The following is a 23,224-nucleotide window of genomic DNA, read 5'->3' as shown; positions in this document are numbered from 1 at the left end:
AGGCTTGCGAGCTTAAGGGAAAAAAACGGTCAGAGGCAAAGCTTCGACCCATCATTGGGCGTGACGCCATACGGCAACGACCCTTGTGTGCATTGACAAAAAAAGGCAACAGACCATGACCGAACAACACTGGGGCCCAACCATCAGTGGCGATATCGTTGTCATCGGCGGCGGCTCGGCAGGCATTGGCCTGCTGGCCAGCCTGCTCAAGCGCGACCCCGACCTGAACATCACCCTTATCGAACCCAGCGACCACCATTGCTACCAGCCGGCCTGGACCCTGGTGGGCGGCGGCGCCTATGACCTGGAGAAGACCCGTCGCCCGCTGGCCGACGTGCTGCCCAATGGCGTCACCTGGATACAGGCCGCGGTCAGCGAAGTCCTGCCGGACGAGCAGACGTTGGTGCTCGACAGCGGCCAGCGTGTGAGTTGGCAGACTCTCATCGTCTGTCCCGGCCTGCGCCTGGCCTGGGAGAGCATCGAGGGCCTGCAGGACACCCTCGGCCAGCACGGTGTCACGTCCAACTACAGCTACGAACACGCCGCCTATACCTGGCAGTTGGTGCAGCAACTCAAGGGCGGCAAGGCGATCTTCACCCAGCCGGCCATGCCGATCAAATGCGCCGGCGCGCCGCAGAAGGCCATGTACTTGTCGTGCGATCACTGGCTCAGGCAGGGCCATCTCAAGCACATCGAGGTGGAATTCAACCTGGCCGGCGCGGCGTTGTTCGGGGTGGCAACTTTTGTACCGCCGTTGATGAAATACGTAGAGAAATACGACGCCCGCCTGGCGTTCAATTCCAACCTGGTGAAGGTCGATGGCCCGGCGCGCAAGGCCTGGTTTGCCGTGAAGGACACTGAGGGCAATACGACGGTTGAAGAGAAATCCTTCGACCTGCTGCACGTCGTGCCGCCGCAAGTCGCGCCGGACTTCATCCGCCAAAGCCCGCTGGCCGATGCCGCCGGCTGGTGTGAAGTGCACCCCAACACTCTGCAACACCTGCACTACCCGCACATCTTCGGCCTGGGCGATGTATGCGGCACCCCCAACGCCAAGACCGCCGCTGCCGTGCGCAAGCAGATCGTGGTGGTTGCCGAAAACCTGCTGGCCCTGCGCAAACAGGCGCCGATGCCGCTCAAGTACGATGGCTACGGCTCGTGCCCGCTGACGGTGGAGAAGGGCAAGGTGGTGCTCGCCGAGTTCGGCTACGGCGGCACGTTGCTGCCGACCTTCGGCCTCGACCCGACCAAGGCGCGTCGGTCGATGTGGTTCCTCAAGGCCACGCTGCTGCCGTGGTTCTACTGGAACGGCATGCTCAAGGGCCGTGAATGGCTGACCCGTCTGAGCAAGGTGGACTGAATGCTGCTGGCCAGTGTGTTGGGTGTGTTGATGGGCCTGGTCATGGGCCTGACCGGCGCGGGTGGTGGCATCCTCGGGGTGCCGGCGCTGGTGCTGGGCTTGGGTTTGACCATGACTCAGGCCGCGCCGGTGTCGTTGCTTGCGGTGGGCGCGGCGGCGGCCGTCGGTGCGATTGATGGTTTGCGCCACGGCCTGGTGCGTTACCGCGCCGCGCTGCTGATCGCCTTGCTCGGCGCGCTGTTTTCACCCTTGGGGGTGTTTCTCGCGCACCAGATGACGGAGCCGGTGCTGATGGCGCTGTTCAGTGGGTTGATGGTGCTGGTGGCCTGGCGCATGTTGCAGCGCGAAAAGGTCGAGGCCGGGCCGAGTGACCATGGCGCCGCTTCTTGGGGACAGAAGAACTGCATGCTCAATCAGCAGACCGGGCGCCTGGCCTGGACCGCCAAATGCAGCGCCACCCTGGCCGCGCTGGGTGCCGTGACCGGTGCGGTGTCCGGTTTGCTCGGCGTGGGCGGCGGCTTTCTGATCGTGCCGGCGTTCAAGCAACTCACCGACGTGCAGATGCGCGGCATCGTCGCCACGTCGTTGATGGTCATCAGCCTGATCTCGCTGATCGGCGTGGCCGGCGCGTTGCATGCCGGGGTGCGCATCGAGCCGGTGGGCTGGGTGTTTATCGGTGCCAGCATCGTCGGCATGCTGGTCGGCCGGCGCTTGTGTTCGGTGATTCCTGCGCGCACCTTGCAGGTGGGGTTTGCCAGCCTGTGTGTGGTGGTTGCAGCGGGAATGCTTTTCAACGCTTTACGCTGAACTTGAAATGCAATCCCACATTCAGATCTCCACAGAGTAGATAGGTTTACCCCGCTTTTGATCTGCTTTTGATCTGGCTCTTACATCCTTGACCACCACCACCGAAGCCCCCAACCACCCCCCAAGATGGCAAGATGAACCCCACTCAGGTTTACTACTCTGAGTACTGGTTTCACCCGCCGACCCCGTCGGCCCATCTAGGTCATCGAATGGACAAATACACCCCCCACACCTGGGAACCCCACGAGCGCCCGAGCCTGCCCGGTTCGCCGTCGACGCCGTGGCACCCCACGCACAAGCGCTGGCTGTATGCGCTGGTCGGTGTGCTGGTCGCCATCACCGGTGGCCTGGGTAACGCCCTGGTCATCGCCAACCTGCAATACCTGCAAGGCGCGCTCGGTGCGACCACGGCGGAAATGGCCTGGCTGCCCGCCGCCTATGTGATGACCAACGTGTGCATGAACCTGCTGCTGGTGAAGTTCCGCCAGCAGTTCGGCCTGCGGGTGTTCACCGAAGTGTTCCTGGTGTTGTACGCGCTGGTGACCTTTGGCCATTTGTTCGTCAATGACCTCAGCTCGGCCATCGCGGTACGCGCAGCCCACGGGATGGTGGGCGCGGCGCTGAGTTCGTTGGGTTTGTACTACATGATCCAGGCGTTCCCGGCCAAGTGGCGGCTCAAAGCCCTGGTGCTGGGCCTGGGTACGGCGCAGTTGGCGTTGCCGCTGGCGCGGTTGTTCTCCGAAGACTTGCTGCAAATCGCCGAATGGCGCGGCTTGTACCTGTTTGAATTGGGCATGGCGCTGATCTGCCTGGGCTGTGTATTCCTGCTCAAGTTGCCGCCCGGCGACCGTTTCAAAACTTTCGAAAAACTCGACTTCCTGACCTTTGGCATCCTCGCCACCGGCGTGGCCTTGCTCTGTGCGGTGCTGTCGCTGGGGCGTATCGACTGGTGGCTGGAAGCGCCGTGGATCGGCGTCGCCTCGGCCTGTTCCCTGGTGTTGATCATGGCCGGCCTGGCCATCGAGCATAACCGCGCCAACCCGATGCTGATGACCCGCTGGCTGGGCAGCGGCACCATGATCCGGCTGGCCTTGGCGGTGATCCTGATTCGCATGGTGCTGTCCGAGCAGTCCACCGGTGCGGTGGGCTTTATGCAGATGCTCAATATGAGTTACCAGCAGATGCACACCCTGTATGTCGTGATGCTGGCCGGCGCGATCAGCGGGCTGGTGGTCAGCGCGTTGACCATCAACCCGGCGCACCTGCTGATGCCGCTGGTGATTTCCCTGGCGCTGATGGCCGTGGGCTCGGTGATGGACAGTTTCTCCAGCAACCTGACCCGGCCCCAGAACCTGTATGTCAGCCAGTTCCTGCTGGGCTTTGGCGGCACGTTTTTCCTGGGGCCGACCATGGTGCTGGGCACCAAGAACGTACTGACCAACCCACGCAACCTGGTGAGTTTTTCGGTGATGTTCGGTATTTGCCAGAACCTCGGCGGCCTGATTGGCGCGGCGCTGCTGGGCACGTTCCAAATCGTGCGCGAGAAGTTCCACTCCAGCATGATTGTCGAACACCTGACCTTGCTTGACCCGCGTGTGGCCGCGCGGGTGCAGAGCGGTGGTTCGGCCTACGGTGGCATTGTCGCCGACCCGGAACTGCGCAACCTCATGGGCATTCGCAGCCTGGCCACGGCGGCGACGCGCGAAGCGAATGTCATGGCCTACAACGATGTCTTCATGCTGATCGCGATCATCGCGATCCTGACCATGCTCTGGATCTTTATCCGCAGTCTGTGGCTGATGAGTACCACTCAAGCAGCCCCTCCCGTTCAACCCAGCGGCGCACCTTCATGACCGAACCATCAACGACCACCACCACCGCCATCGCCTCCACCCCGGAAGGCAGCACGCCGCCCGGCGCCGTACCCACCGAGCTGCGGCCACTGCGGGTGCGCATCCTGTCGTCCCTGGGGTTTGCCGCGATTGCCATCGTCGGCGTGTTGATCGTGCTCTACGCCTGGCAATTGCCGCCGTTCAGCAGCGCGGTGGAAACCACTGAAAACGCCCTGGTACGCGGCCAGGTGACGATCATCGGCCCGCAACTCAGCGGCTATGTGTTCGAAGTGCCGGTGCAGGACTTCCAGTACGTCAAGGCTGGCGACCTGTTGGTGCGCCTGGATGATCGTATCTACAAACAGCGCCTGGACCAGGCCCTGGCGCAACTGGCGGTGCAGAAAGCCGCGCTGGCCAATGTGGTGCAGCAGCGCAACAGTGCCGAAGCGACCATCAAGTTGCGCCAGGCTGCGCTGGTGGATAGCCAGGCCCAGGCGCGTAAAAGCACGGCGGATCTGCGACGCAACGAGGAGCTGATCAGCGACGGTTCGGTGTCCCGGCGCGAGCTGGACGTGACCCGTGCGGCCAATGCACAGACGGTTGCCGCCGTCGCCCAAGCCCAGGCCAGCCTGGAAATCGCGCGCCAGGATTTGCAGACGGTGATCGTCAATCGCGGTTCTTTGGAGGCGGCGGTGGCGAGTGCCGATGCGGCGGTCGAACTGGCGCGGATCGACCTCTCCAACACACGCATTACGGCGCCCCGCGACGGCCAGTTGGGCCAGATTGGCGTACGTCTGGGGGCCTACGTCAACTCCGGCGCGCAACTGATGGCCCTGGTGCCGAAACAGCTGTGGGTGATCGCCAATATGAAAGAAACCCAGATGGACAACGTGCAGGTCGGCCAACCGGTGACCTTCACCGTGGATGCGCTGAACCACCGCAGGTTTCACGGCACGGTGCAGCATATTTCCCCGGCGACAGGGTCGGAGTTCAGCCTGTTGCAGGCGGACAACGCGACGGGCAACTTTGTGAAGATTGCCCAGCGGGTGCCGGTGAGGATTACCGTGGACCCGGATCAGGCCGAGAGTGAGCGGCTGCGGCCTGGGTTGTCGGTTGTCGTGAGTATCGATACGGCTGGGCGTCTGAAAAACTCTCCACCCTGACATCACTGACACAACACCAATCAAAACTGTGGGAGGGGGCTGTCAGGCCGCCATCGGGGGCAAGCCCCCTCCCACATTTTGAATGTATTTCAGGTTGAAATTGAGTTGGACCGACTGATTGTGTTCCAGCAGTTTCAGGCCCGGTCGCCCCGGCAGGTGATGAGCATTCACCGGGTGACTCACCGGTTCAATGCAAAAGAACCCCAACCCCGGCGGGCAATACAGCAGGAAGTAATCGGCGCCGGTGGCCTGGCATACCAGCGTATAGCCCAGCTCTGGCTGTTCAATTCGGCAGTGCCCGTCCCACTGGCAAAAGCCGTTGTCCACGAGACTTTCAGGCAACTCGTTCAATACCCGAAAATCCCACTCGGGCGGCACCGCCGCCAAGCCTGTCGGCAACTTTGTGCCGTCACTCAACCACACCTGCGCCGCCGAAGCCTGCAACCGTGTGTGAGGCCGGCGCGGGAAGTAGGGATGCAGCCCAAGCCCATGCCACGCCGCTTTTTCGGCCAGATGGGTCACGCGCAATGCGATGCTCAGTTCGCCGTTGCTCAACCGGATCCGCTGCTCGGCGCGGTAGGCGAACGGCGTTTCACACCGCAGCTCCAACACCACTTCCTGCGCCGTTTGACTGACGACGTGCCACGGCTGCTGCCAGGCCGAGCCGTGAATCGGAAAGGGATCGCTCGGGCTGTTGGGCGTCAGGGCCAGCCAGCCGTCGGGGGTCTCGAACCCTCCATTGGCAATGCGGTTGGACCAAGGCACCAACGGGTAACACCCCAGCTTTCCAGGCAGCTCGCTGCGCGGGTCGTTAGGCCGCAACAGCGGATGCCCGCTGGCGCGCACGGTCCAGTTGACGAGGCTGCCGCCCACGGCCGGGTCAAGGCTGAGGTGGGTCAGGTCATCTTCAAGCTCAATCATTACAGCACCACGCTCGGCAGCCACAGCGACAACGCCGGGATGTAAGTGACGGCGATCAGCACCAGGAACAGCACCGCATAAAACGGCAGCAGCGCCTTCACGGTTTTCTCGATCGTGGTCTTGCCCACTGCCGCGCCGACAAACAGCACCGCGCCCACCGGCGGGGTGATCAGGCCGATGCCCAGGTTCACCAGCATGATCATGCCGAAGTGCACAGGGTCGACGCCGATATTGAGCACCACCGGCAACAGGATCGGCGTGAGGATCAGGATCAGTGGCGCCATGTCCATCACCGTGCCGAGCAACAGCAGCATGGCGTTGATGCACATCAGGATCACATAGCGGTTGTCCGACAGGGTCAGGAACAGCGTGGTGATTTTCGCCGGGATCTGCATCAGGGTCATGATGTAGCCGAAGCTGGCGGCGAAGGCGATCAGGATCATCACGATGGAAATCGTGCGCACCGTGCGGTGCATCAGCTTGGGCAGTTCATTCCACTTGTAGTCGCGGTAGATGAACATGGTCACGAAGAATGCCCACAGCACCGCAATCGCGGCGGACTCGGTGGCCGTGAAGATGCCCGACAGGATGCCGCCGAGGATGATCACCATGGCCATCATGCCCCAGAGCGCTTCGCCGGCGATCTTCAGCGCTTGCTTCAACGGGATGACTTCGCCTTTGGGGTAGTTGCGTTTCTTCGCGAAAATCAGGCACAGCACCATCAGGCACGCGCTCATCATCAGCCCCGGCACCACGCCGGCCATGAACAGCGAGGCGATGGACACGGTGCCGCCTGCCGCCAGGGAGTAGAGCACCGAGTTGTGGCTGGGCGGGGTGAGCAAGGCCTGCACCGAGCCGCTGACGGTCACCGCCGTGGCAAATTCCCGTGGGTAGCCACGGCGTTCCATTTCCGGAATCAGCACCGAGCCCACCGAGGCGGTGTCCGCCACCGACGAACCGGAGATCGCGCCGAAAAATGTTGAGGCCATGATGTTGACCAAGGACAGGCCGCCGCGCACAAAGCCCACCAGCACCCCGGCAAACGCCACCAGCCGGCGCGACATGCCGCCCTCGGCCATGATCGCCCCCGCCAGCACAAAGAACGGAATGGCCATCAGCGAAAACTTGTTCACGCCGCCGGCCACCTGAATCATCAGGGCCTGGAACGGGATGTCGATCCACCACGCGCCAATCAGCGCCGACAAGCCCAGGGCGTAGGCCACCGGCATGCCGATCAGGATCAAGGCGATAAAGCTGCCCAGCAGAATCAATGCGTCCATATCAGGCAGCCCCTTCGCTTTCTTCAACCAGGTCAAAACGCACCACGCGCCGGTTGCTCTGGTCACCGAGCAGGAGTTTTTCCAGCACAAAAACCAGGGTCAGCACGCCACCGATGGGGATCGGCATATAGGTGATGCCCACGCGCAGGGTGGGGATGGCGCTCATGAACTGGTTCCAGGTGGACAGGCACAGCTTGGTGCCCCAAATGGTCATGAACAGGCAGATGGTCGCCATCAGCAGTTGCGAAAAAATGCCGACGATTCGGCGTTGGGTGGGCGGCAGGCGGTCAGTGACCATCGCCACCGACATGTGCGCACCGGCACGGTAACTGGCGGCCGCGCCGATAAAAGTGAACACCAGCATCAACAGGATGGCGGTGGGCTCCGGCCAGCTTGAGCCGGTGCCAAGGATGTAGCGGGCGAAGATGCCCCAAGGGATGATCAGTGCGACCCCGAGGACCGCGAGGCCGGCGACCCAGATGCAGGTCATGTAGATGCGGTCGTTGATGCGCAGCAGCAGATTCTTCATGGCGTTCACCGTAACCGGGCGCGTCGATGCCGACCACGCCAGGCCTTGTCAGGGAGGAGGGCGTTACTGAACGGCGTCGATACGCTTGATGATGTCGGCGTACGGCGCGCCGTACTTGGCACGTACCTCTGCGGTGGCGTCATAGAAGGGCTTTTTGTCGACGGTGATGAACTCGACACCGGCCTTCTTGAGTTTTTCCTCACTGCTGGCGGACTTGGCGTCCCACAGCACGCGCTCATCGGCCTGGGCGGCCTTGGCGGCTTTTTTCACCATGTCCTGCTGGGCGGGGGTGAGTTTGTTCCAGGTGATTTTCGACATCACGATGGGCTCGGGCAGGATCAGGTGTTCGGTGAGGGTGTAGTACTTGGCGTTCTGGAAGTGGTTGTGCTCAAGCATGGTCGGCGGGTTGTTCTCCGCGCCGTCGATGACCCCGGTCTGCAAGGCGCTGAAGATCTCGCCGGTGTCCATGGCAATGCCATTGGCGCCCATGGCGTTGAACGCGTCGATGAATAACGGGTTGCCCTGCACGCGGATTTTCATGCCCTTGAGGTCTTCGATCTTGCGCACGGGTTTCTTGGTGTAGAGGTTGCGCGTGCCGCCGTCCATCCAGGCCAGGGCCATCAGGCCGAACTCGGAGTCGGTGATCTTCGCGAGGATCTCATCGCCGATCTCGCCGTCGATGACCTTGCGCATATGCGCCTGGTCACGGAACACGAACGGCAGGTTGAACACGTTCACGTCCGGCACCACCGGCCCGACGATGCCGAGGCTGACGCGGGTCATCTGCACGGCGCCGACCTGGGCCTGTTCGACCACTTCTTTCTCGGAGCCCAGCACGCCGCCGGGGAAATATTTGAAGGTCAGTTCGCCGTTGCTTTCCTTGGTCAGGGCCTTGCCCATGTTCTCTTCGGCGACCACGGTGGGGTAGCCGGCGGGGTGGATGTCGGCGAATTTGATTTCCAGCGCGTGGGCGGCGCTGCTGAGGGTGAACACTGCGGCGGCGAGCAAGGTGCGTTTGAAGTCCATGGGGGTCACTCCTGTCTTGTTATTTTATTGTTGTATTCAAGGCACAGCGATGCAGCTAGAGGGTGAAGCTGGGCTCCGGCAAACCGGTGACGCCGGGGTTGAGGGCGAACACACCGCCGGCCATCGACTGTTCACTTTGATCATCACGGATCGAGGTAACGAACAACGTGTCCAGGCGACTGCCGCCGAAGGCGCACATGGTGGGTTTTTTCACCGGAACGCTTAGGGAGCGATCCAGGCGACCGTCCGGGGTGAAGCGGTGGATCAAGCCGGCGTCGTTGGCGCAGATCCAGTAGCAGCCATCTGCGTCCACCGCTGCGCCGTCCGGGCGGCCGAGGTGGTTGTGCATGTCCACAAACACGCGGCGATTGGACGGCGTGCCGGTGTCGATGTCGTAGTCGAAGGCCCAGATCTGTTGCACCAGCGGGTGCGAGTCCGAGGCGTACATCGTGCGGCCGTCGGGGCTGAAGGCCAGGCCGTTGAGGGTGATAAACCCATCCAATTGAGCATGAGGCGCTGAGCCTGACGCGTAGCGGTAGAGGATGCCCTCGGCCGCATTCAGGCCCATGTTCAACACCATGCTGCCGGCCCAGAAGCGGCCCTGGCGGTCACAGCGGCCGTCGTTGAGGCGCATGTCCGGGCGCGGGTGTTCGACACTGGCCAGAGACGTGGTGTCGAGGCTGCCGTCATTGTGTGCGGTAAGTTGGAAAAAGCCGGTTTCCATGCCCGCGACCCAATTGCCCGCCGTGGTGCGGGCGATACAGGCGAGCATCTGCGGGGCTTTCCACGCCGCGACATGGCCGCTGCTGGCGCTCCAGCGCTGCAGGCCGCCGTTGGGAATGTCCACCCAGTACAGCGCGTTTTCTTCAGGCACCCACACCGGGCATTCGCCCACGGCATTGCGGGCGTCGACGATCAAATCAGCAGTCATGGCAACTCATTCCCTTGGGTTGATGTGAACTCAGTCACCGAACGGCCCGGCCGCGCAGAACGCGCCGCCCTGATAGACCTTGGCCGGGTCATCGGCAGCCACGGGCGGCTGGGCTTCGACCTGGGCGCGGAACACTTCGGACGTGTCCTTGGGCGCAAACCCCAGGTGCGCGGCGTGGCGGTTGTCCCACCAGGTGCCCTGGTTATCCGACATGCCGTAGACCACGGTGTGGCCGACGTTCGGCGTGTACAGCGCGCGTTCGAGCAGTTGGGTGAGGTCGTCGAAGCTAAGCCAGGTGTGCATCATCCGGCGGTTCTGCGGCTCCGGGAACGACGAGCCGATGCGGATGCTCACAGTCTCGATGCCATAGCGGTCGAAGTAGAAACTGGCCATGTCTTCGCCGTAGGATTTGGACAGGCCGTAGTAGCTGTCCGGGCGGCGTGGCGAGTGGGCGTCGATGGTTTCGGTCTGTTTGTAGAAACCGATCACGTGGTTGGAGCTGGCAAAGATCACACGTTTGACGCCATGGCGACGGGCGGCTTCGTAGATATGAAAGGTGCCACTGATGTTGGCACCGAGGATCTCTTCAAAAGGACGCTCTACCGAGACTCCGCCGAAGTGCAGGATGGCGTCGACGCCTTCCACCAAGTGATGCACGGCTTGTTTGTCGGCGAGGTCGCAGGGCTGGACTTCTTCCGAAGCATCGGCAGCCGGGGCCATGGCCGCGATATCGGACAGGCGCAGGACATGTGCGTAGGGGCGCAGGCGCTCGCGCAGGACTTTGCCAAGGCCGCCGGCGGCGCCGGTGAGGAGCAGGCGGTTGAAAGGAGCGTGGGTGGTCGTGGTCATGGGGATTCCAGATTTTTTGTTGTAGGTTGTCGTATGACTATGTCGAAGTATTGTTAGGGAGTCCCCAGGTTGTCAACGTTCTTGCGGACAGAGCGCGGAGTAAAATGTGGGAGAGGGCTTGCCCTCGATGAGGGCATGCCAGTGAGTGCATCTGTTAGTGACCCACCGCCATCAGGAGCGAACCCCCTCCCACCGGGGATTTCCTGGGGCTGGGAGGCTGTGTTCTACAACAGCGAGATTGGATAGCTGATAAAGATCCGGTTCTCATCAAACTCGTTGGTGCTGAAATCCCGACGCATGGTCGAGTTGCGCCACTTCACGTTGAGGTTCTTCAGCGCGCCGCTCTGCACGGTGTAGGCCAGCTCCGACTCGCGTCCCCACTCCTTGCCGTCGGTGATCGCGCCGGTGTGTACGTTGCTGCCGCTGATATAGCGGTTCATCAGGGTCAGCCCCGGCACGCCGAGCGCCACGAAGTTGAAGTCATGGCGCACCTGCCAGGATTTCTCCTTGGCGTTGTCATAGCTGGCGTTGTAACTGTCGTTGGCCAGGGTGCCGCCGCTGGTGCCGTTGACGCGCATCCATACGCTGTCGCCGGTGAGTTTTTGCAGGCCCACATAGAAGGTGTTGCCGCCGTATTTGGCCGAAAGCAGGGCGAAGGTGGTCTTGTTGTCGAGGTCGCCGGCCAGGGCGCTGCCGTCTTCCTTGCCGCTGAAAAAGCCGAGGTTGGCGCCCAGGGTCCAGTCGCCTACAGGCTGGCTGTGCGTGAGGTTGACGTAGCGTTGCTGGTAGATATCGCTCAGTTCGGCGTACCACAGGCCGACCTGGGTGCGCTTGTCATTGAAGCTGTATTCGCCGCCGCCGAAGTTGAAGCGGTCGGAGGTGAACGCCGCTTTGCCGTTCATGAACATGTCTTCCATGCTCGCGTCGTTGCGCGGGCTGTTGCCACGGAACTGGCCGCCGTAAAGGGTCAGGCCGGCGATCTCGTTGGACGTCACTTGGCCGCCGCGAAAGGTCTGGGGCAGGGAGCGCCCGTCGTCGGAACGCAGGATCGGCAGCACCGGCATCCATTCGCCGACCTTCAACTCGGTCTTCGACAGCCGGGTTTTCAACGCCACACCCAGGCGCCCGAAATTATCCGCAGGGCGACCGTCATCATGGATCGGCAACAACTGCGTGCCACCGGTGCCTTTACCGCCGTCGAGCTTCTGGGAATAGAGGCCCAACACATCAAGACCGAAGCCCACGGTGCCTTGGGTAAAGCCCGACTTGGCATCGAGAATGAAACTCTGCGTCCACTCTTCGGCCTTGCCCTGAGCGTTCGCCGGGTTGGTGAAGTTACGGTTGAAATAGGCGTTGCGCAGGTTGAGCGTGGCCTTGGCGTCGTCGACAAACCCTTCGGCCTGGACAGTGAGTGGGAGGGTGAAGGCCAGGCTGCCGAGTCCGATAAGACCGAGACGCGCAGACGAATTGCGGGCGAATTGACTCACAGTGATGCTCCCTTTCTGTTTGTTGTTTTTATTATTTGTTATACGTCGTCGTACAACATTGGAGCGGATATTTGCGGGGATTTCCCGAGGTGTCAAGGGGAAGTTATACGATGACAACGAGGGTGCCGACCTAAAGCGGGCAGAGTCAATGTCGTTTCAGCCAGCCAGCAGCATCGGCGGCAAGGTGCCCAGGAGTGAAACGGCGGCCACTGCGCAAACACCCAGCAGCCATTCCAGCATCACGCTGGCCCTCAAGCTGCCCAGCCGTTGTTCGCAGCTATCAAGGCGTAAGCGGTTCAGCAACGCCAGCGCCAACATCCCCAGCACCAGCATCACCTTGATCAACAGAATCAGGGCAAAACCACTGAACAACGGCGTGGGCCACAACTGCCCGGTCAGGACGCGCACATTGATCAGGCCGGTCACCAGCAAGCCCGCGACCAGGCCGTAACCCACGCCACTGAAACGACGCAGGACGGGCGCCAACTCAAAACGCTGTGATTGCCTGAGGATCAAGACCAGCAGCAACAGCCCGCCCAACCACGCGCCCACACACATCAGATGGACCACCTGGTTGAGGATCAACAACTGCCCGCTCAGCCCATCGAGCATGGCGCCATGGCCGACCGGGGCCAGGGTTATCAGCAACAGCGTGATCAGCGGCAGGCGAGGGGCCCTCCACGGGATCATCAGGCTGATGATCAGTAAGCCGTTCACGATCAGATGCCAGGTCCACACCTGGCCAAAAAAGGTCTTGCCCAGCACCAACTGCACCGTCGACGGTTGCAGCGCCGCCGACCATGAGCCCGCCATGCTGACAGTAATCAACAGTAACCAGATCGCCCCCGACGCGAGGGCCGTCCATGCCAGCCCACGGGTTATGCGCAGCAATTGCCGGTCCAGCACCGGCTGCGGTTCAGCGCCGAGGAGCCAGGGCCTGAACGCGCAGGCCCCGAACATCAGCAACACGACGATGAAATGCACAAAGCGGCACAGCACCAGCAGGGTCGCCATGGATTACTGGCCAACCTTGAAGCTGTATTCGCCGTTGCTCTTGTGGGTGTCGACCGACACGGCATTCCACACCACTTTGTAGTTGCCGGCCGCGAGTGGTGCGGCCGGGGTGACCACCAGGACTTTCTTGTCGGTGCCTTCGGTGTCCAGGCCCTTGATCGCGATTTCGGTACCGTCCTTGCTCAGGGACACCTTGGTGAAGGTCGCCTCGATGCCTTCGCTGAAGGTCAGGCGCAGATCGGCGGGGGCTGTCACCGTGCTGTCTGCCGCCGGCGTGGAGCTTTTGAGGTGAGCATGGGCGAACGCCGCCGAGGCGCCCAGCAGGGATGCGAGCAGGGCGACGGTGGTGAGGGTTTTCTTGATCAACATTGTTCAATACCAATCAATGGGTAGGAGCGGGCAGTGTACGAAGTTTCGGCTTGGCCTGTCGCCCCGATCTAGAGCGGGTGGTAGTCTTTGGCGTATGTCTTTGTCAGGGAGCCCTTATGGGCAATCACAAGATCGGAATTCGTAGGGCCAACGTCGAAAAAATCCTGCTGGCGGCGGAGAAAGTCTTCGCCGAGAAAGGCTACGGCAGCACCGCCATGGCCGACATCGCCGAAGAAGCGCAACTGCCGCGCTCGAACCTGCATTACTACTTCACCACCAAAAGCGAGCTGTACAGCGCCGTGCTGTTCGACCTGCTGGACGTGTGGAAACAGGATGCCCTGAGCTTCGAAACCTTCGATGACCCACGGGTGGTGCTCAGCAGCTACATCCGCGCCAAGATGCAGCGCTCACGCACACGGCCGTATGGCTCCAAGGTCTGGGCCAACGAAATCATCCACGGCGCGCCGACACTCGGTGAGGCGCTGGACGAAAGCCTGTACGACTGGGCCAAGATGAAGGAAGCGAAAATTCGTCAATGGGTGGAAGACAAACGCATCCTGCCGGTGGAGCCGTCGAGCCTGCTGTACATGATCTGGGCTTCGACCCAGCACTATGCCGACTTTGACCATCAGGTGAAGATTCTGAATGATCACCAGCCGTTGTCGGACCTGCAGTTTGAGAAAGCGATCCAGACCGTGACGGGTGTGATTTTGCGCGGGATTGGGTTGGAGCCTTGAGTCTTGTGGTGAGGCTGATGGCCCTATCGGGGCATAGGTATCTACACAACTTTCCGTGGATGCTGAATCTATGGCAAACGGGCTGTTGTGGTGAGCGGGCTTGTCCCGCGCTGGGCTGCGCAGCAGCCCAGCGCGGGACAAGCCCGCTCACCACAGAGTTATGTATAAGCCTTTGAGAGTTGTGTAGATACCTATGCCTATCGGGGGCAAGCCCCCTCCCACATGTGACCGCATTTAGCCAATTGTGTGGGAGGGGGCTTGCCCCCGATAGCGATCTAAAGGACTACACAGCCTCCCTGTAGGGATTCCTCGGATCCTGGGTCCAATTCAAAAACGGCTTGCCCGTGTCGATGGGCACCATCTCAATGCAGTCCGCCACCGGGCAGGTGATCTGGCACAGGTTGCAGCCCACGCACTCATCATCGATCACCTCGTATGCATGCGTACCATCCGCCTGCTTCAAGCTGGCGATGGCCTGGTGTGACGTATCCTCACAGGCAATATGGCAACGCCCGCACCCAATACACGCGGCCTGGTCGATCTTGGCGATCACCTGGTAGTTGATGTCCAGGTACTTCCAGTCCGTGGTATTGCCCACAGCCCGCCCGGAAAAGTCCTGCAAGCTGGTATAGCCCTGGCTGTCCATCCACCGCGACAGCCCGTCCTTCATCTCTTCAACGATACGAAACCCGTGCAGCATCGCCGCCGTACACACTTGCACCGCGCCGCAACCGAGGGCGACGAATTCTGCCGCATCGCGCCAGTTGCCAATGCCGCCAATGCCGCAGATCGGCAGGCCTTGCGTCTGCGGGTCGCGGGCGATTTCCGCAACCATGTTCAGGGCAATCGGCTTGACCGCCGAGCCGCAGTAGCCGCCGTGGGTACTTTGCGTACCGACGACGGGCAGGGCGACCATGCGCTCCAGGTCCACGCTGGTGATGGAATTGATGGTGTTGATCAGCGACACCGCATCCGCCCCACCGCGATACGCCGCCCGCGCCGCCACCCGGATGTCGGTGATGTTTGGCGTGAGCTTGACGATCACCGGCAGTGAGCAGTAGGTCTTGCACCAGCGCGTCACCTGTTCCACATATTCCGGCACCTGGCCTACTGCTGCGCCCATGCCGCGCTCGGGCATGCCGTGGGGGCAACCGAAGTTCAGTTCGATACCGTCACAGCCAGTGGCTTCCACCAGCGGCAGGATGTTTTTCCAGGACTCTTCGACACACGGCACCATCAGCGACACGATCAACGCGCGGTCGGGCCAGTCCTTTTTCACCTGGGTGATTTCCCGCAGGTTGATCTCCAGGGAGCGGTCGGTGATCAGCTCGATATTGTTGATGCCCAGCACTTCACGGTTGGCACCGTAGTGCGCCGAGTAACGTGACGACACGTTGACCGCCGCCGGGTCTTCACCCAGGGTTTTCCACACCACGCCGCCCCAGCCTGCCTCGAAGGCGCGGACCACGTTGTAGGCCTTGTCGGTGGGCGGCGCGGAGGCCAGCCAGAACGGGTTGGGGGCTTTGATACCGGCGAAGACAATCGAGAGATCGGCCATTACGCGGCCTCCACAGTCAGCATGAGTTGGGCGTGCATGGCTTCGGCGGCCAGCTTGCCGTGTTGCACCGCTTGTACGGTGAGGTCCTGGCCGAGGCTCACGCAATCACCTCCCGCATACACGCCGGGAATGCTGGTGCGCAGCTGTTCGTCGACAAAGATTCGCTCGCCCACGCGATGCAGTTGCTGGGCCAGTGGATCGTGTAACGCTGCGCCGTCAAACCCTTGCCCGATGGCCTTGAAGATCGCATCGGCAGCCAGTTCGAAGCTCTCGCCGGTGGGGTGCAGGCGGCCGTTTTCCATGTGTGTGCGCTGGAAGCGCATCCCGCGTACATGGCCCTGATCATCGAGCAGCACTTCTTCAGGCTGGGCCCAGGTCAACAGGCGCACCTGATTGGCTTTGGCGATGTCCTGTTCATGGTGCGTGGCGCCCATGTCCGCCAGGCCGCGACGGTAGACGAGGTTGACATCGCGGGCGCCGAGGCGGGCCATTTGCACGGCCATGTCGATCGCAGTATTGCCGGCGCCGAGCACGATGCAGCGGTCGGCCAGTGGCAGTTGGGTCAGGTCATCGGCCTGGCGCAGTTCGCGGATGTAGTCGGTGGCGGCGAGCAGGCCGGGGGCGTCTTCGTGGGGCAGCCCCAACTGTTTGCTGGCGGCGAGACCCAGGCCGAGGAATACCGAGTCGAATTGCTGGTGCAGTTCGCTCAAGCTGAGGTTATCGCCCAGGCGCTGGCCGTGGCGGATCTCGATGCCGCCGATCTGCAGGAGGAAATCCAGTTCCTTCTGGGCAAAGTCATCCACCAGTTTGTATTTGGCGATCCCGTACTCATTCAGGCCGCCGGCTTTTTCGCGGGCTTCGAAAATCACCACGTCATGGCCATGCAAAGCGGCGCGATGGGCGCAGGCCAGGCCGGCCGGGCCGGCGCCCACCACGGCGATGCGCTTGCCGGTCGTCGCGGCGCGCTGGAAGGGGTGTTCGCTGAAGTGCGCATTGTCGATGGCGTAGCGTTGCAGCAGGCCGATCAGCACGGGCGCGCATTCTTCGCTGTTGTTGCGCACGCAGGCTTGCTGGCACAGGATTTCCGTCGGGCAGACCCGTGCGCAGCTGCCACCGAGGATGTTGGCCGAGAGGATTTTCTGCGCCGCGCCTTGGACGTTTTCGGTGTGGATGTTGCGGATGAACGACGGAATATCGATGTCGCTGGGGCACGCGTTCACGCAGGGCGCGTCGTAGCAGTACAGGCAGCGCGAGGCTTCCAGTTGGGCCTGGCGGGCGTTCAGGGGCGGTGCCAGGTCGGTGAAGTGGCTGGCGAGGGTTGCGCCATCCTCATGGGGATGGGGGAGGTGGGTCAGGGTCTGGATCACGGTGGTGGCCTCACGGTTATTGAGGTGCTGCCTCTGATGGGCATTGTTTTTTTGTTGCCTGTGCTGGCCTCATCGGGGGCAAGCCCCCTCCCACATTTGACCGCGTTTTTCCAATTGGAATGAGATCAGTGTGGGAGGGGGCTTGCCCCCGATAGCGGTCTCAGCGCTTCACAGCAACCGGCCTGGCATGCTCAGCCCGCTTGCTCAACTGCTCGAACACCGACGGATACGCCGGCCGTTCCACATAGCGCCCGGCACCGCGCTCGGCGCGCAGGTCGCCATCGGCCCAGACCAGTTTGCCCTGGCTGATGGTATGGCTCGGCACGCCGCGCACGGTTTTGCCTTCGAAGATGTTGAAGTCGACGTTCTGGTGGTGGGTCTTGGCGGAAATGGTCCGCGTGCCCTCGGGATCCCACAGCACCAGATCGGCATCGGCACCCACACGGATGGCGCCTTTGCGCGGGTACAGGTTGAAGATCTTCGCGGTGTTGGTGGAGGTCAGCGCAACGAATTCCTGCATCGACAGGCGCCCGGTATTGACGCCTTCGTGCCATAGCAGCGCCATGCGGTCTTCGATACCGGCGGTGCCATTGGGAATCTTGCTGAAATCGTCTCGGCCCGCGGCTTTCTGCTCGGCGCAGAAGCAGCAGTGGTCGGTGGCGGTGGTGTGCAGGTTGCCGGATTGCAGGCCATGCCACAGCGCTTCCTGATGCCCGCGTGGGCGGAACGGCGGGCTCATCACATAGCCAGCGGCGGTTTGCCAGTCGGGGTGCTGGTAGACACTGTCGTCCAGCAACAGGTGGCCGGCCAGCACTTCGCCGTACACCGCCTGGCCTTTGCCACGGGCATAGGTGATTTCATCCAGCGCTTCCTGGGTGGAAACGTGCACCAGATACAGTGGCGTGCCAATGGTTTCGGCGATGCGGATCGCGCGGCTGGCCGCTTCGCCTTCCACCTGGGAGGGGCGCGACAGTGGGTGCGCTTCCGGCCCGGTGATGCCCTGGGCCATCAACTTGCGTTGCAGGTGATACACCAACTCGCCGTTTTCCGCATGCACGGTGGGCACTGCGCCTAGCTCAAGGCAGCGTTCGAAGCTGGCGACCAGGGTATCGTCGGCCGCCATAATCGCGTTCTTGTACGCCATGAAATGCTTGAAGCTGTTGATGCCGTGATGGCTGACCAGCTCGGCCATTTCCTCACGCACCTGTTCGCTCCACCAGGTGATCGCCACGTGAAAACCGTAGTCTGACGCCGATTTTTCGGCCCAGCCGCGCCACTGGTGAAACGCTTCCATCAAGGACTGCTGCGGGTTGGGAATCACAAAATCAATGATGGACGTGGTGCCGCCGGCCAGACCCGCTGCTGTGCCACTGAAGAAGTCTTCACTGGCCACGGTGCCCATGAAGGGCAATTGCATGTGGGTATGGGGGTCGATGCCGCCGGGCATCAAGTATTGGCCGCTGCCATCAAGTATCTCGGTGCCGGCGGGAATCTCCAGATCCGTGCCAACGGCGCGAATCAGACCGCCTGCGCACAACACATCGGCGCGGTAACTTTCATCATGGGTAATAACGGTGGCGCCACGGATCAACAGCGACATGTCGAGTTCCTCAAAGGCTTGACCGGCTTGTGCCAGTTCTAAGTGTTGTAATGCTGTCGCCGAGCGGTGGTTAATTCCTGTCATCGGTGACAGGAATAGAAACTAGCCCGAGTTTTTCGATTGGGCAAGAATATTTTTTATAAGCTTATTCATTTTATATGTAATTGATTTATAAGGATAAAAAATCAATATCACCAAAATGTCGCGGGCTCTCACCATTTTGACGCACTTGACAGGTTCTCAATATGAGCAACATTTCTTATTGCAAATCAGACGCTTGAGATATGCCTCTTGACGGGCCACGGAAATAAAAATAATTGTGTTGCACCAGATTGAGTCCTGACAGTTCGGGCAACTTCCACGTTATCCAGCCTGAGTCGCGTGGCAAGTACCCTAGGTTCAATCGGAAAGCTGATTAACATCAGTCAGTTATATAAGCGGTAAGGGTATGGCGGCGGTTTTCGGCACGGTTATTGAGTGCAGGAACGGCTGGCCGGGCCCGTGATGTCATGTTGTTTACGAGGTACTCCGGCCACCTGCATCAACCCTGCAGGTGAGCAACAATAATTCGAAAAAACCGTGGAGCGGCCATGCAACAGAACAGATCGCAAGTTATTGAGCGCAACGGCCTGTACGAACTCGACGCCGGCCCCGACGTCCTCGACAGCCCTCGCTACAACCACGACATGGCACCTACCCAGGTGCACGAACGCACTTGGAACAAGTGGCACATCACCGCGCTGTGGGTCGGCATGTCGATCTGCGTGCCCACGTATACATTGGGCGGCGTGCTGACTGCTTACTTTGGATTATCAGTGGGCGAGGCGCTGGTCGCGATTCTGCTGGCCAATATCGTGGTGCTGATCCCGCTGACCCTTAACGCCTTCCCCGGCACCAAGTACGGCATTCCGTTCCCGGTGTTGTTGCGCTCGTCCTTTGGCATCCTCGGCTCCAACGTGCCGTGCTTGATTCGAGCGCTGGTGGCCTGTGGTTGGTTTGGTATCCAGACGATGTTTGGCGGGCTGGCGATTCACCTGTTCCTGGGCTCGATTTTCGAGGGGTGGAAGTCCCTCGGCGGTACCGGTGAAGTGATTGGCTTCATGATCTTCTGGTGCCTGAACTTGTGGGTGGTGTTGCGCGGCGCGGAGTCCATCAAGCGCCTGGAGACCTTGTCCGCACCGCTGCTGGTGGCGGTGGGGGTTGGCCTGCTGGTCTGGGCCATGCCGAATGTGTCGATCAGCGAATTGATGGCGATCCCGCCCAAGCGCCCGGAAGGGGCGAGCCTCACCGGTTATTTCATGGCGGGCCTTACCGCGATGGTCGGCTTTTGGGCCACCTTGTCGCTGAACATTCCCGATTTCAGCCGCTACGCCAAAAGCCAGAAGGACCAGATCCTCGGGCAGATTTTCGGCCTGCCGCTGACCATGTTGCTGTTCGCCGCCCTCGGCGTGATCATGACCGCCGCGTCGGTGAAACTGGTGGGCGTCAGCGTGTCCGACCCGGTGACCCTGATCGGGCATATCCAGAGCCCGGTCTGGGTCGCTATCGCCATGGCGCTGATCATCATCGCGACCTTGTCCACCAACACGGCGGCGAACATCGTCTCGCCGACCAATGACTTCCAGAACATCGCGCCCAAGCTGATCAACCGCACCACGGCGGTGATCCTCACCGGGTTCGTGGGGCTGCTGCTGATGGCCCATGAACTCCTGAAAAAGCTTGGGCTGATCGTCTCCGACGTGAGCTTGGAAACGGTCTATTCCAACTGGTTGCTGGGCTATTCCAGCCTGCTCGGCCCCATCGCCGGGATCATGGTGGTGGACTACTTCATCACCCGCAAACAGCAGCTTGACCTGGCGGGGCTGTACCGCGACGACGTGTACCCGGCATGGAACTGGAGCGGCTTTGTCGCCTTTGGCGTGCCGGTGGTGCTGACCTTGCTGTCGTTGGGCAGTGACGCGTTCAGCTGGTTCTACAGCTATGGCTGGTTTACCGGTTCGGCGTTGGGCGGGGTGTTGTATTACGGCCTCAATGCCCGGCGTGGAGCCAACCCGGTCGTTGTCAATTCATAAGAAATACAAGCCTGAGGAGATCCCCATGAACGCTGCCCTCGACGTTCTGCAATCGACCCACCTGCATATCAACCGCGACCGCTTGTGGCAGTCGCTGATGGACCTGGCCAAGCTCGGCGCCACCCCCAAGGGCGGCGTGTGTCGCCTGGCCCTTACCGACCTCGATCGCAAGGCCCGCGATCTGTTTGTGCAATGGTGCGTAGACGCCGGTTGCACGGTGACCGTCGACGGCATCGGCAATATCTTCGCGCGCCGCCCTGGCCGTAATCCCGACCTGCCGCCGGTGATGACCGGCAGCCATATCGACACCCAGCCCACGGGCGGCAAATTCGACGGTTGCTTTGGCGTGTTGGCCGGCGTGGAAGTGCTGCGCACCCTCAATGACCTGAACGTGGAAACCGAAGCACCGCTGGAAGTGGTGGTGTGGACCAACGAGGAAGGCTCGCGCTTCCCGCCGTGCATGATGGGCTCCGGCGTGTTTGCCGAGAAATTTACCCTCGCCGAAACCCTCGCCAAGGTCGATGCACAGGGCGTCAGCGTGGGTGATGCGCTGAATGCGATTGGCTATGCGGGCACCCGGCCCGAAAGTGGGCACAAGGTCGGTGCGTATTTCGAGGCGCATATCGAACAAGGGCCGATTCTGGAGGATGAGAAGAAAACCATCGGCGTGGTCCTTGGCGCCCTCGGGCAAAAATGGTTTGACCTGAAACTGCGCGGCGTTGAGGCGCATGCCGGGCCGACACCGATGCACCTGCGCAAGGATGCGCTGGTGGGCGCAGCAGCGGTGGTGGCGGCGGTGAATGCGGCGGCGCTGGGGCATCAGCCCCATGCGTGCGGGACCGTGGGTTGCCTGCAAGCGTACCCGGGATCGCGCAACGTGATTCCTGGCGAAGTGCGCATGACCCTGGACTTCCGTCACCTGGAACCCGCGCGGTTGGATTCGATGATTGCCGAGGTGCGCAAGGTGATTGATGACACCTGCGCCAAGCATGGCCTGAGCTTTGAAATGGAGCCCACCGCAGATTTCCCACCGCTGTATTTCGACAAAGGCTGCGTTGACGCCGTGCGCGATGCGGCGAACGGGCTGGGTTTGTCTAACATGGACATCGTCAGCGGGGCAGGGCACGACGCGATCTTCGTCGCAGAACTGGGCCCGGCGGGGATGATTTTTGTGCCGTGCGAGGGGGGTATCAGCCATAACGAAATCGAGAATGCCGCACCGGATGATTTGGCGGCGGGGTGTGCGGTGTTGTTGCGTGCGATGGTGGCCGCTTCTGCTGCAATCGCCAGCGGCAAGCTAGCGGCCTGAAATGCGGGAAAGAATGTGGGAGCGTGCGGGGCGACAAAGTAAGCCTAGATTGTAGGAAAAAAAATGGCTCTGGTGATCACGTGCAAGGCGCGTCCTACTCTGTTGTACGAAGTTTCTGTTGCTGCGTTGTGTGCTCTACAGCTTGCTCTTCCAGTGTTAGTTTCCGCCGGGAAAATTTACTGCAAAGGAAGCATGTAATGCCAAATCCAATGCCGCCACCCGGTGTATCGCTCAATGAAAATATGGCCACGGCCTTTCATAAAAAGAATGTGCTGAAGGCTGGGTCAGCATTTATGTACTCTTGGTTTTATACTCAAGTCCGAAATCGTGGCCCTTGGGATTACAAACAGATTTCCAGAGAATATGAAGCGTTTGGGAACTTTCATTATGGCGCTGTTGGGATAGCTGCCGGTTTCAGCGAAGAAGTGCTTTTGCGAGCCGCGGGCCTTGCCCAGAATAGGGCAGGCTCGGGCAAGCCTGAGTTTGGTAAATGGTGGGCAGACGCTCCATTCGGTGACGATCCAATCGACCAATATTGGATCAAGGAAGGAATCAGGTATGCCCGGTTCAGGAACTACTAAAAGATCGCTGTATTCAGTTGTTACGACAATCCTGCTGCTGCTTTGCCTGGTTTACATCGGCGGCAGCTGGCTGCTTTCGGCGGGCCGACCGCAACTGACTGAAGTGGTGCTCAGAGCGCCTCTGAACGCTGATGCATCGATCTACGGCGTCAAGGATGACCGTGGTGGCGCAACGGTTCCGTTCAGTTATCGATACTACGTTTACCGAACTTTAGCCAGCGACCGTGAAGTGTTGTCCGCGCTCAAAGAGGCGACTCCGTTTCTAATTACTCGTGACGCATCGGCCAAGGTTGTCACTCAGGGCAGCGAGATTATTGTCTCGGTCACGGGGGAGGTATCTGACTACCACAGCAGTACCTTGTATCGACATGCCGATGGCCGTGACTTCACTCCAGTCAGCGTTTTCCTCAATAGTCGGCCATAAACTTGATG

Annotated in this window: 21 protein-coding genes; 9 read left to right on the top strand and 12 right to left on the bottom strand. The window is 61.1% G+C overall.

Annotated features, from left to right (window positions below; genetic code table 11):
• Window positions 1–115: 115 nt before the first annotated feature.
• The 4 genes from DNK50_RS20325 to DNK50_RS20310 all read left to right on the top strand — a co-directional run bounded on the left by DNK50_RS20325 (window position 116) and on the right by DNK50_RS20310 (window position 5,162).
• Window positions 116–1,360 (top strand): FAD/NAD(P)-binding oxidoreductase, encoded by a 1,245-nt coding sequence (locus DNK50_RS20325; protein ID WP_112196030.1) that lies wholly within the window; start codon window positions 116–118, stop codon window positions 1,358–1,360.
• On the top strand, window positions 1,361–2,167 hold the full coding sequence (locus tag DNK50_RS20320; protein WP_112196029.1) for a sulfite exporter TauE/SafE family protein: 807 nt from the start codon (window positions 1,361–1,363) through the stop codon (window positions 2,165–2,167).
• A 209-nt stretch (window positions 2,168–2,376) separates the two neighbouring features.
• On the top strand, window positions 2,377–4,020 hold the full coding sequence (locus tag DNK50_RS20315) for an MFS transporter (RefSeq protein ID WP_112196028.1): 1,644 nt from the start codon (window positions 2,377–2,379) through the stop codon (window positions 4,018–4,020).
• Window positions 4,017–5,162: an HlyD family secretion protein gene (locus DNK50_RS20310; protein WP_099586618.1), complete on the top strand. Its 1,146-nt coding sequence runs from the start codon at window positions 4,017–4,019 to the stop codon at window positions 5,160–5,162. The genes DNK50_RS20315 and DNK50_RS20310 overlap by 4 nt, the downstream gene beginning before the upstream one ends.
• A 42-nt stretch (window positions 5,163–5,204) precedes the next feature.
• Here DNK50_RS20310 and DNK50_RS20305 read toward each other — a convergent pair whose 3' ends face one another.
• The 9 genes from DNK50_RS20305 to copC form a co-directional block, all read right to left on the bottom strand.
• Window positions 5,205–6,083 carry an aldose 1-epimerase gene (locus DNK50_RS20305; RefSeq protein WP_112196027.1) on the bottom strand — a complete coding sequence of 293 codons (879 nt, stop codon included), beginning with the start codon at window positions 6,081–6,083 and terminating at the stop codon, window positions 5,205–5,207.
• Window positions 6,083–7,363, bottom strand: a complete 1,281-nt coding sequence (locus DNK50_RS20300) for a TRAP transporter large permease (protein WP_112196026.1) — start codon at window positions 7,361–7,363, stop codon at window positions 6,083–6,085. The genes DNK50_RS20305 and DNK50_RS20300 overlap by 1 nt, the downstream gene beginning before the upstream one ends.
• Window position 7,364: 1 nt before the next feature.
• The gene (locus DNK50_RS20295; RefSeq protein WP_099586621.1) at window positions 7,365–7,892 is read right to left on the bottom strand and encodes a TRAP transporter small permease; all 528 of its coding nucleotides are present in this window, start codon (window positions 7,890–7,892) and stop codon (window positions 7,365–7,367) included.
• A gap of 63 nt (window positions 7,893–7,955) precedes the next feature.
• Complete coding sequence (locus DNK50_RS20290; RefSeq protein WP_112196025.1) at window positions 7,956–8,918, bottom strand: TRAP transporter substrate-binding protein; 963 nt, start codon at window positions 8,916–8,918, stop codon at window positions 7,956–7,958.
• A gap of 55 nt (window positions 8,919–8,973) precedes the next feature.
• Window positions 8,974–9,849, bottom strand: a complete 876-nt coding sequence (locus DNK50_RS20285; RefSeq protein ID WP_112196024.1) for an SMP-30/gluconolactonase/LRE family protein — start codon at window positions 9,847–9,849, stop codon at window positions 8,974–8,976.
• A gap of 30 nt (window positions 9,850–9,879) precedes the next feature.
• The gene (locus DNK50_RS20280; RefSeq protein WP_099586624.1) at window positions 9,880–10,698 is read right to left on the bottom strand and encodes an NAD(P)-dependent oxidoreductase; all 819 of its coding nucleotides are present in this window, start codon (window positions 10,696–10,698) and stop codon (window positions 9,880–9,882) included.
• A gap of 224 nt (window positions 10,699–10,922) precedes the next feature.
• Entirely contained in the window at window positions 10,923–12,185 is a 1,263-nt protein-coding gene (locus tag DNK50_RS20275) for an OprD family porin (protein ID WP_099586625.1), read from the bottom strand.
• Window positions 12,186–12,341: 156 nt separating this feature from the next.
• On the bottom strand, window positions 12,342–13,199 hold the full coding sequence (gene copD, locus DNK50_RS20270; RefSeq protein WP_112196023.1) for a copper homeostasis membrane protein CopD: 858 nt from the start codon (window positions 13,197–13,199) through the stop codon (window positions 12,342–12,344).
• A 3-nt stretch (window positions 13,200–13,202) separates the two neighbouring features.
• Window positions 13,203–13,568, bottom strand: coding sequence for a copper homeostasis periplasmic binding protein CopC (gene copC, locus DNK50_RS20265; protein WP_099586627.1), 366 nt, complete (start codon window positions 13,566–13,568; stop codon window positions 13,203–13,205).
• A gap of 116 nt (window positions 13,569–13,684) precedes the next feature.
• On the opposite strand from copC, the gene DNK50_RS20260 reads away from it, so the two are divergent.
• Window positions 13,685–14,305 (top strand): TetR/AcrR family transcriptional regulator, encoded by a 621-nt coding sequence (locus DNK50_RS20260; RefSeq protein ID WP_099586628.1) that lies wholly within the window; start codon window positions 13,685–13,687, stop codon window positions 14,303–14,305.
• Window positions 14,306–14,588: 283 nt separating this feature from the next.
• Here DNK50_RS20260 and preA read toward each other — a convergent pair whose 3' ends face one another.
• From preA to hydA, 3 genes are all read right to left on the bottom strand, one after another.
• Window positions 14,589–15,863: an NAD-dependent dihydropyrimidine dehydrogenase subunit PreA gene (gene preA / locus DNK50_RS20255; RefSeq protein WP_099586629.1), complete on the bottom strand. Its 1,275-nt coding sequence runs from the start codon at window positions 15,861–15,863 to the stop codon at window positions 14,589–14,591.
• Entirely contained in the window at window positions 15,863–17,230 is a 1,368-nt protein-coding gene (locus tag DNK50_RS20250) for an NAD(P)-dependent oxidoreductase (RefSeq protein ID WP_112196022.1), read from the bottom strand. Before DNK50_RS20250 ends, preA begins: the two co-directional genes overlap by 1 nt.
• Before the next feature lie 160 nt (window positions 17,231–17,390).
• On the bottom strand, window positions 17,391–18,830 hold the full coding sequence (gene hydA, locus DNK50_RS20245) for a dihydropyrimidinase (RefSeq protein ID WP_099586631.1): 1,440 nt from the start codon (window positions 18,828–18,830) through the stop codon (window positions 17,391–17,393).
• 590 nt (window positions 18,831–19,420) lie between these two features.
• Between hydA and DNK50_RS20240 the strand changes: the two genes are divergently transcribed.
• From DNK50_RS20240 to DNK50_RS20225, 4 genes are all read left to right on the top strand, one after another.
• A complete protein-coding gene (locus DNK50_RS20240; RefSeq protein ID WP_112196021.1) occupies window positions 19,421–20,902 on the top strand; it encodes an NCS1 family nucleobase:cation symporter-1 in 1,482 nt (493 codons plus the stop codon).
• A gap of 25 nt (window positions 20,903–20,927) precedes the next feature.
• A complete protein-coding gene (locus DNK50_RS20235; protein WP_112196020.1) occupies window positions 20,928–22,211 on the top strand; it encodes a Zn-dependent hydrolase in 1,284 nt (427 codons plus the stop codon).
• Between the two features lie 197 nt (window positions 22,212–22,408).
• Window positions 22,409–22,792, top strand: coding sequence for a polymorphic toxin type 44 domain-containing protein (locus DNK50_RS20230; protein WP_244653864.1), 384 nt, complete (start codon window positions 22,409–22,411; stop codon window positions 22,790–22,792).
• Entirely contained in the window at window positions 22,770–23,216 is a 447-nt protein-coding gene (locus DNK50_RS20225; protein WP_099586634.1) for a hypothetical protein, read from the top strand. Before DNK50_RS20230 ends, DNK50_RS20225 begins: the two co-directional genes overlap by 23 nt.
• The last annotated feature ends 8 nt before the right edge of the window (window positions 23,217–23,224 follow it).

The sequence above is a fragment of the Pseudomonas sp. LG1E9 genome (assembly GCF_003290225.1).
GTDB lineage: Bacteria > Pseudomonadota > Gammaproteobacteria > Pseudomonadales > Pseudomonadaceae > Aquipseudomonas > Aquipseudomonas cyclaminis.
Note: the sequence above shows the minus strand (reverse complement) of the source record. Positions and strands in the feature narration are given on the sequence as shown.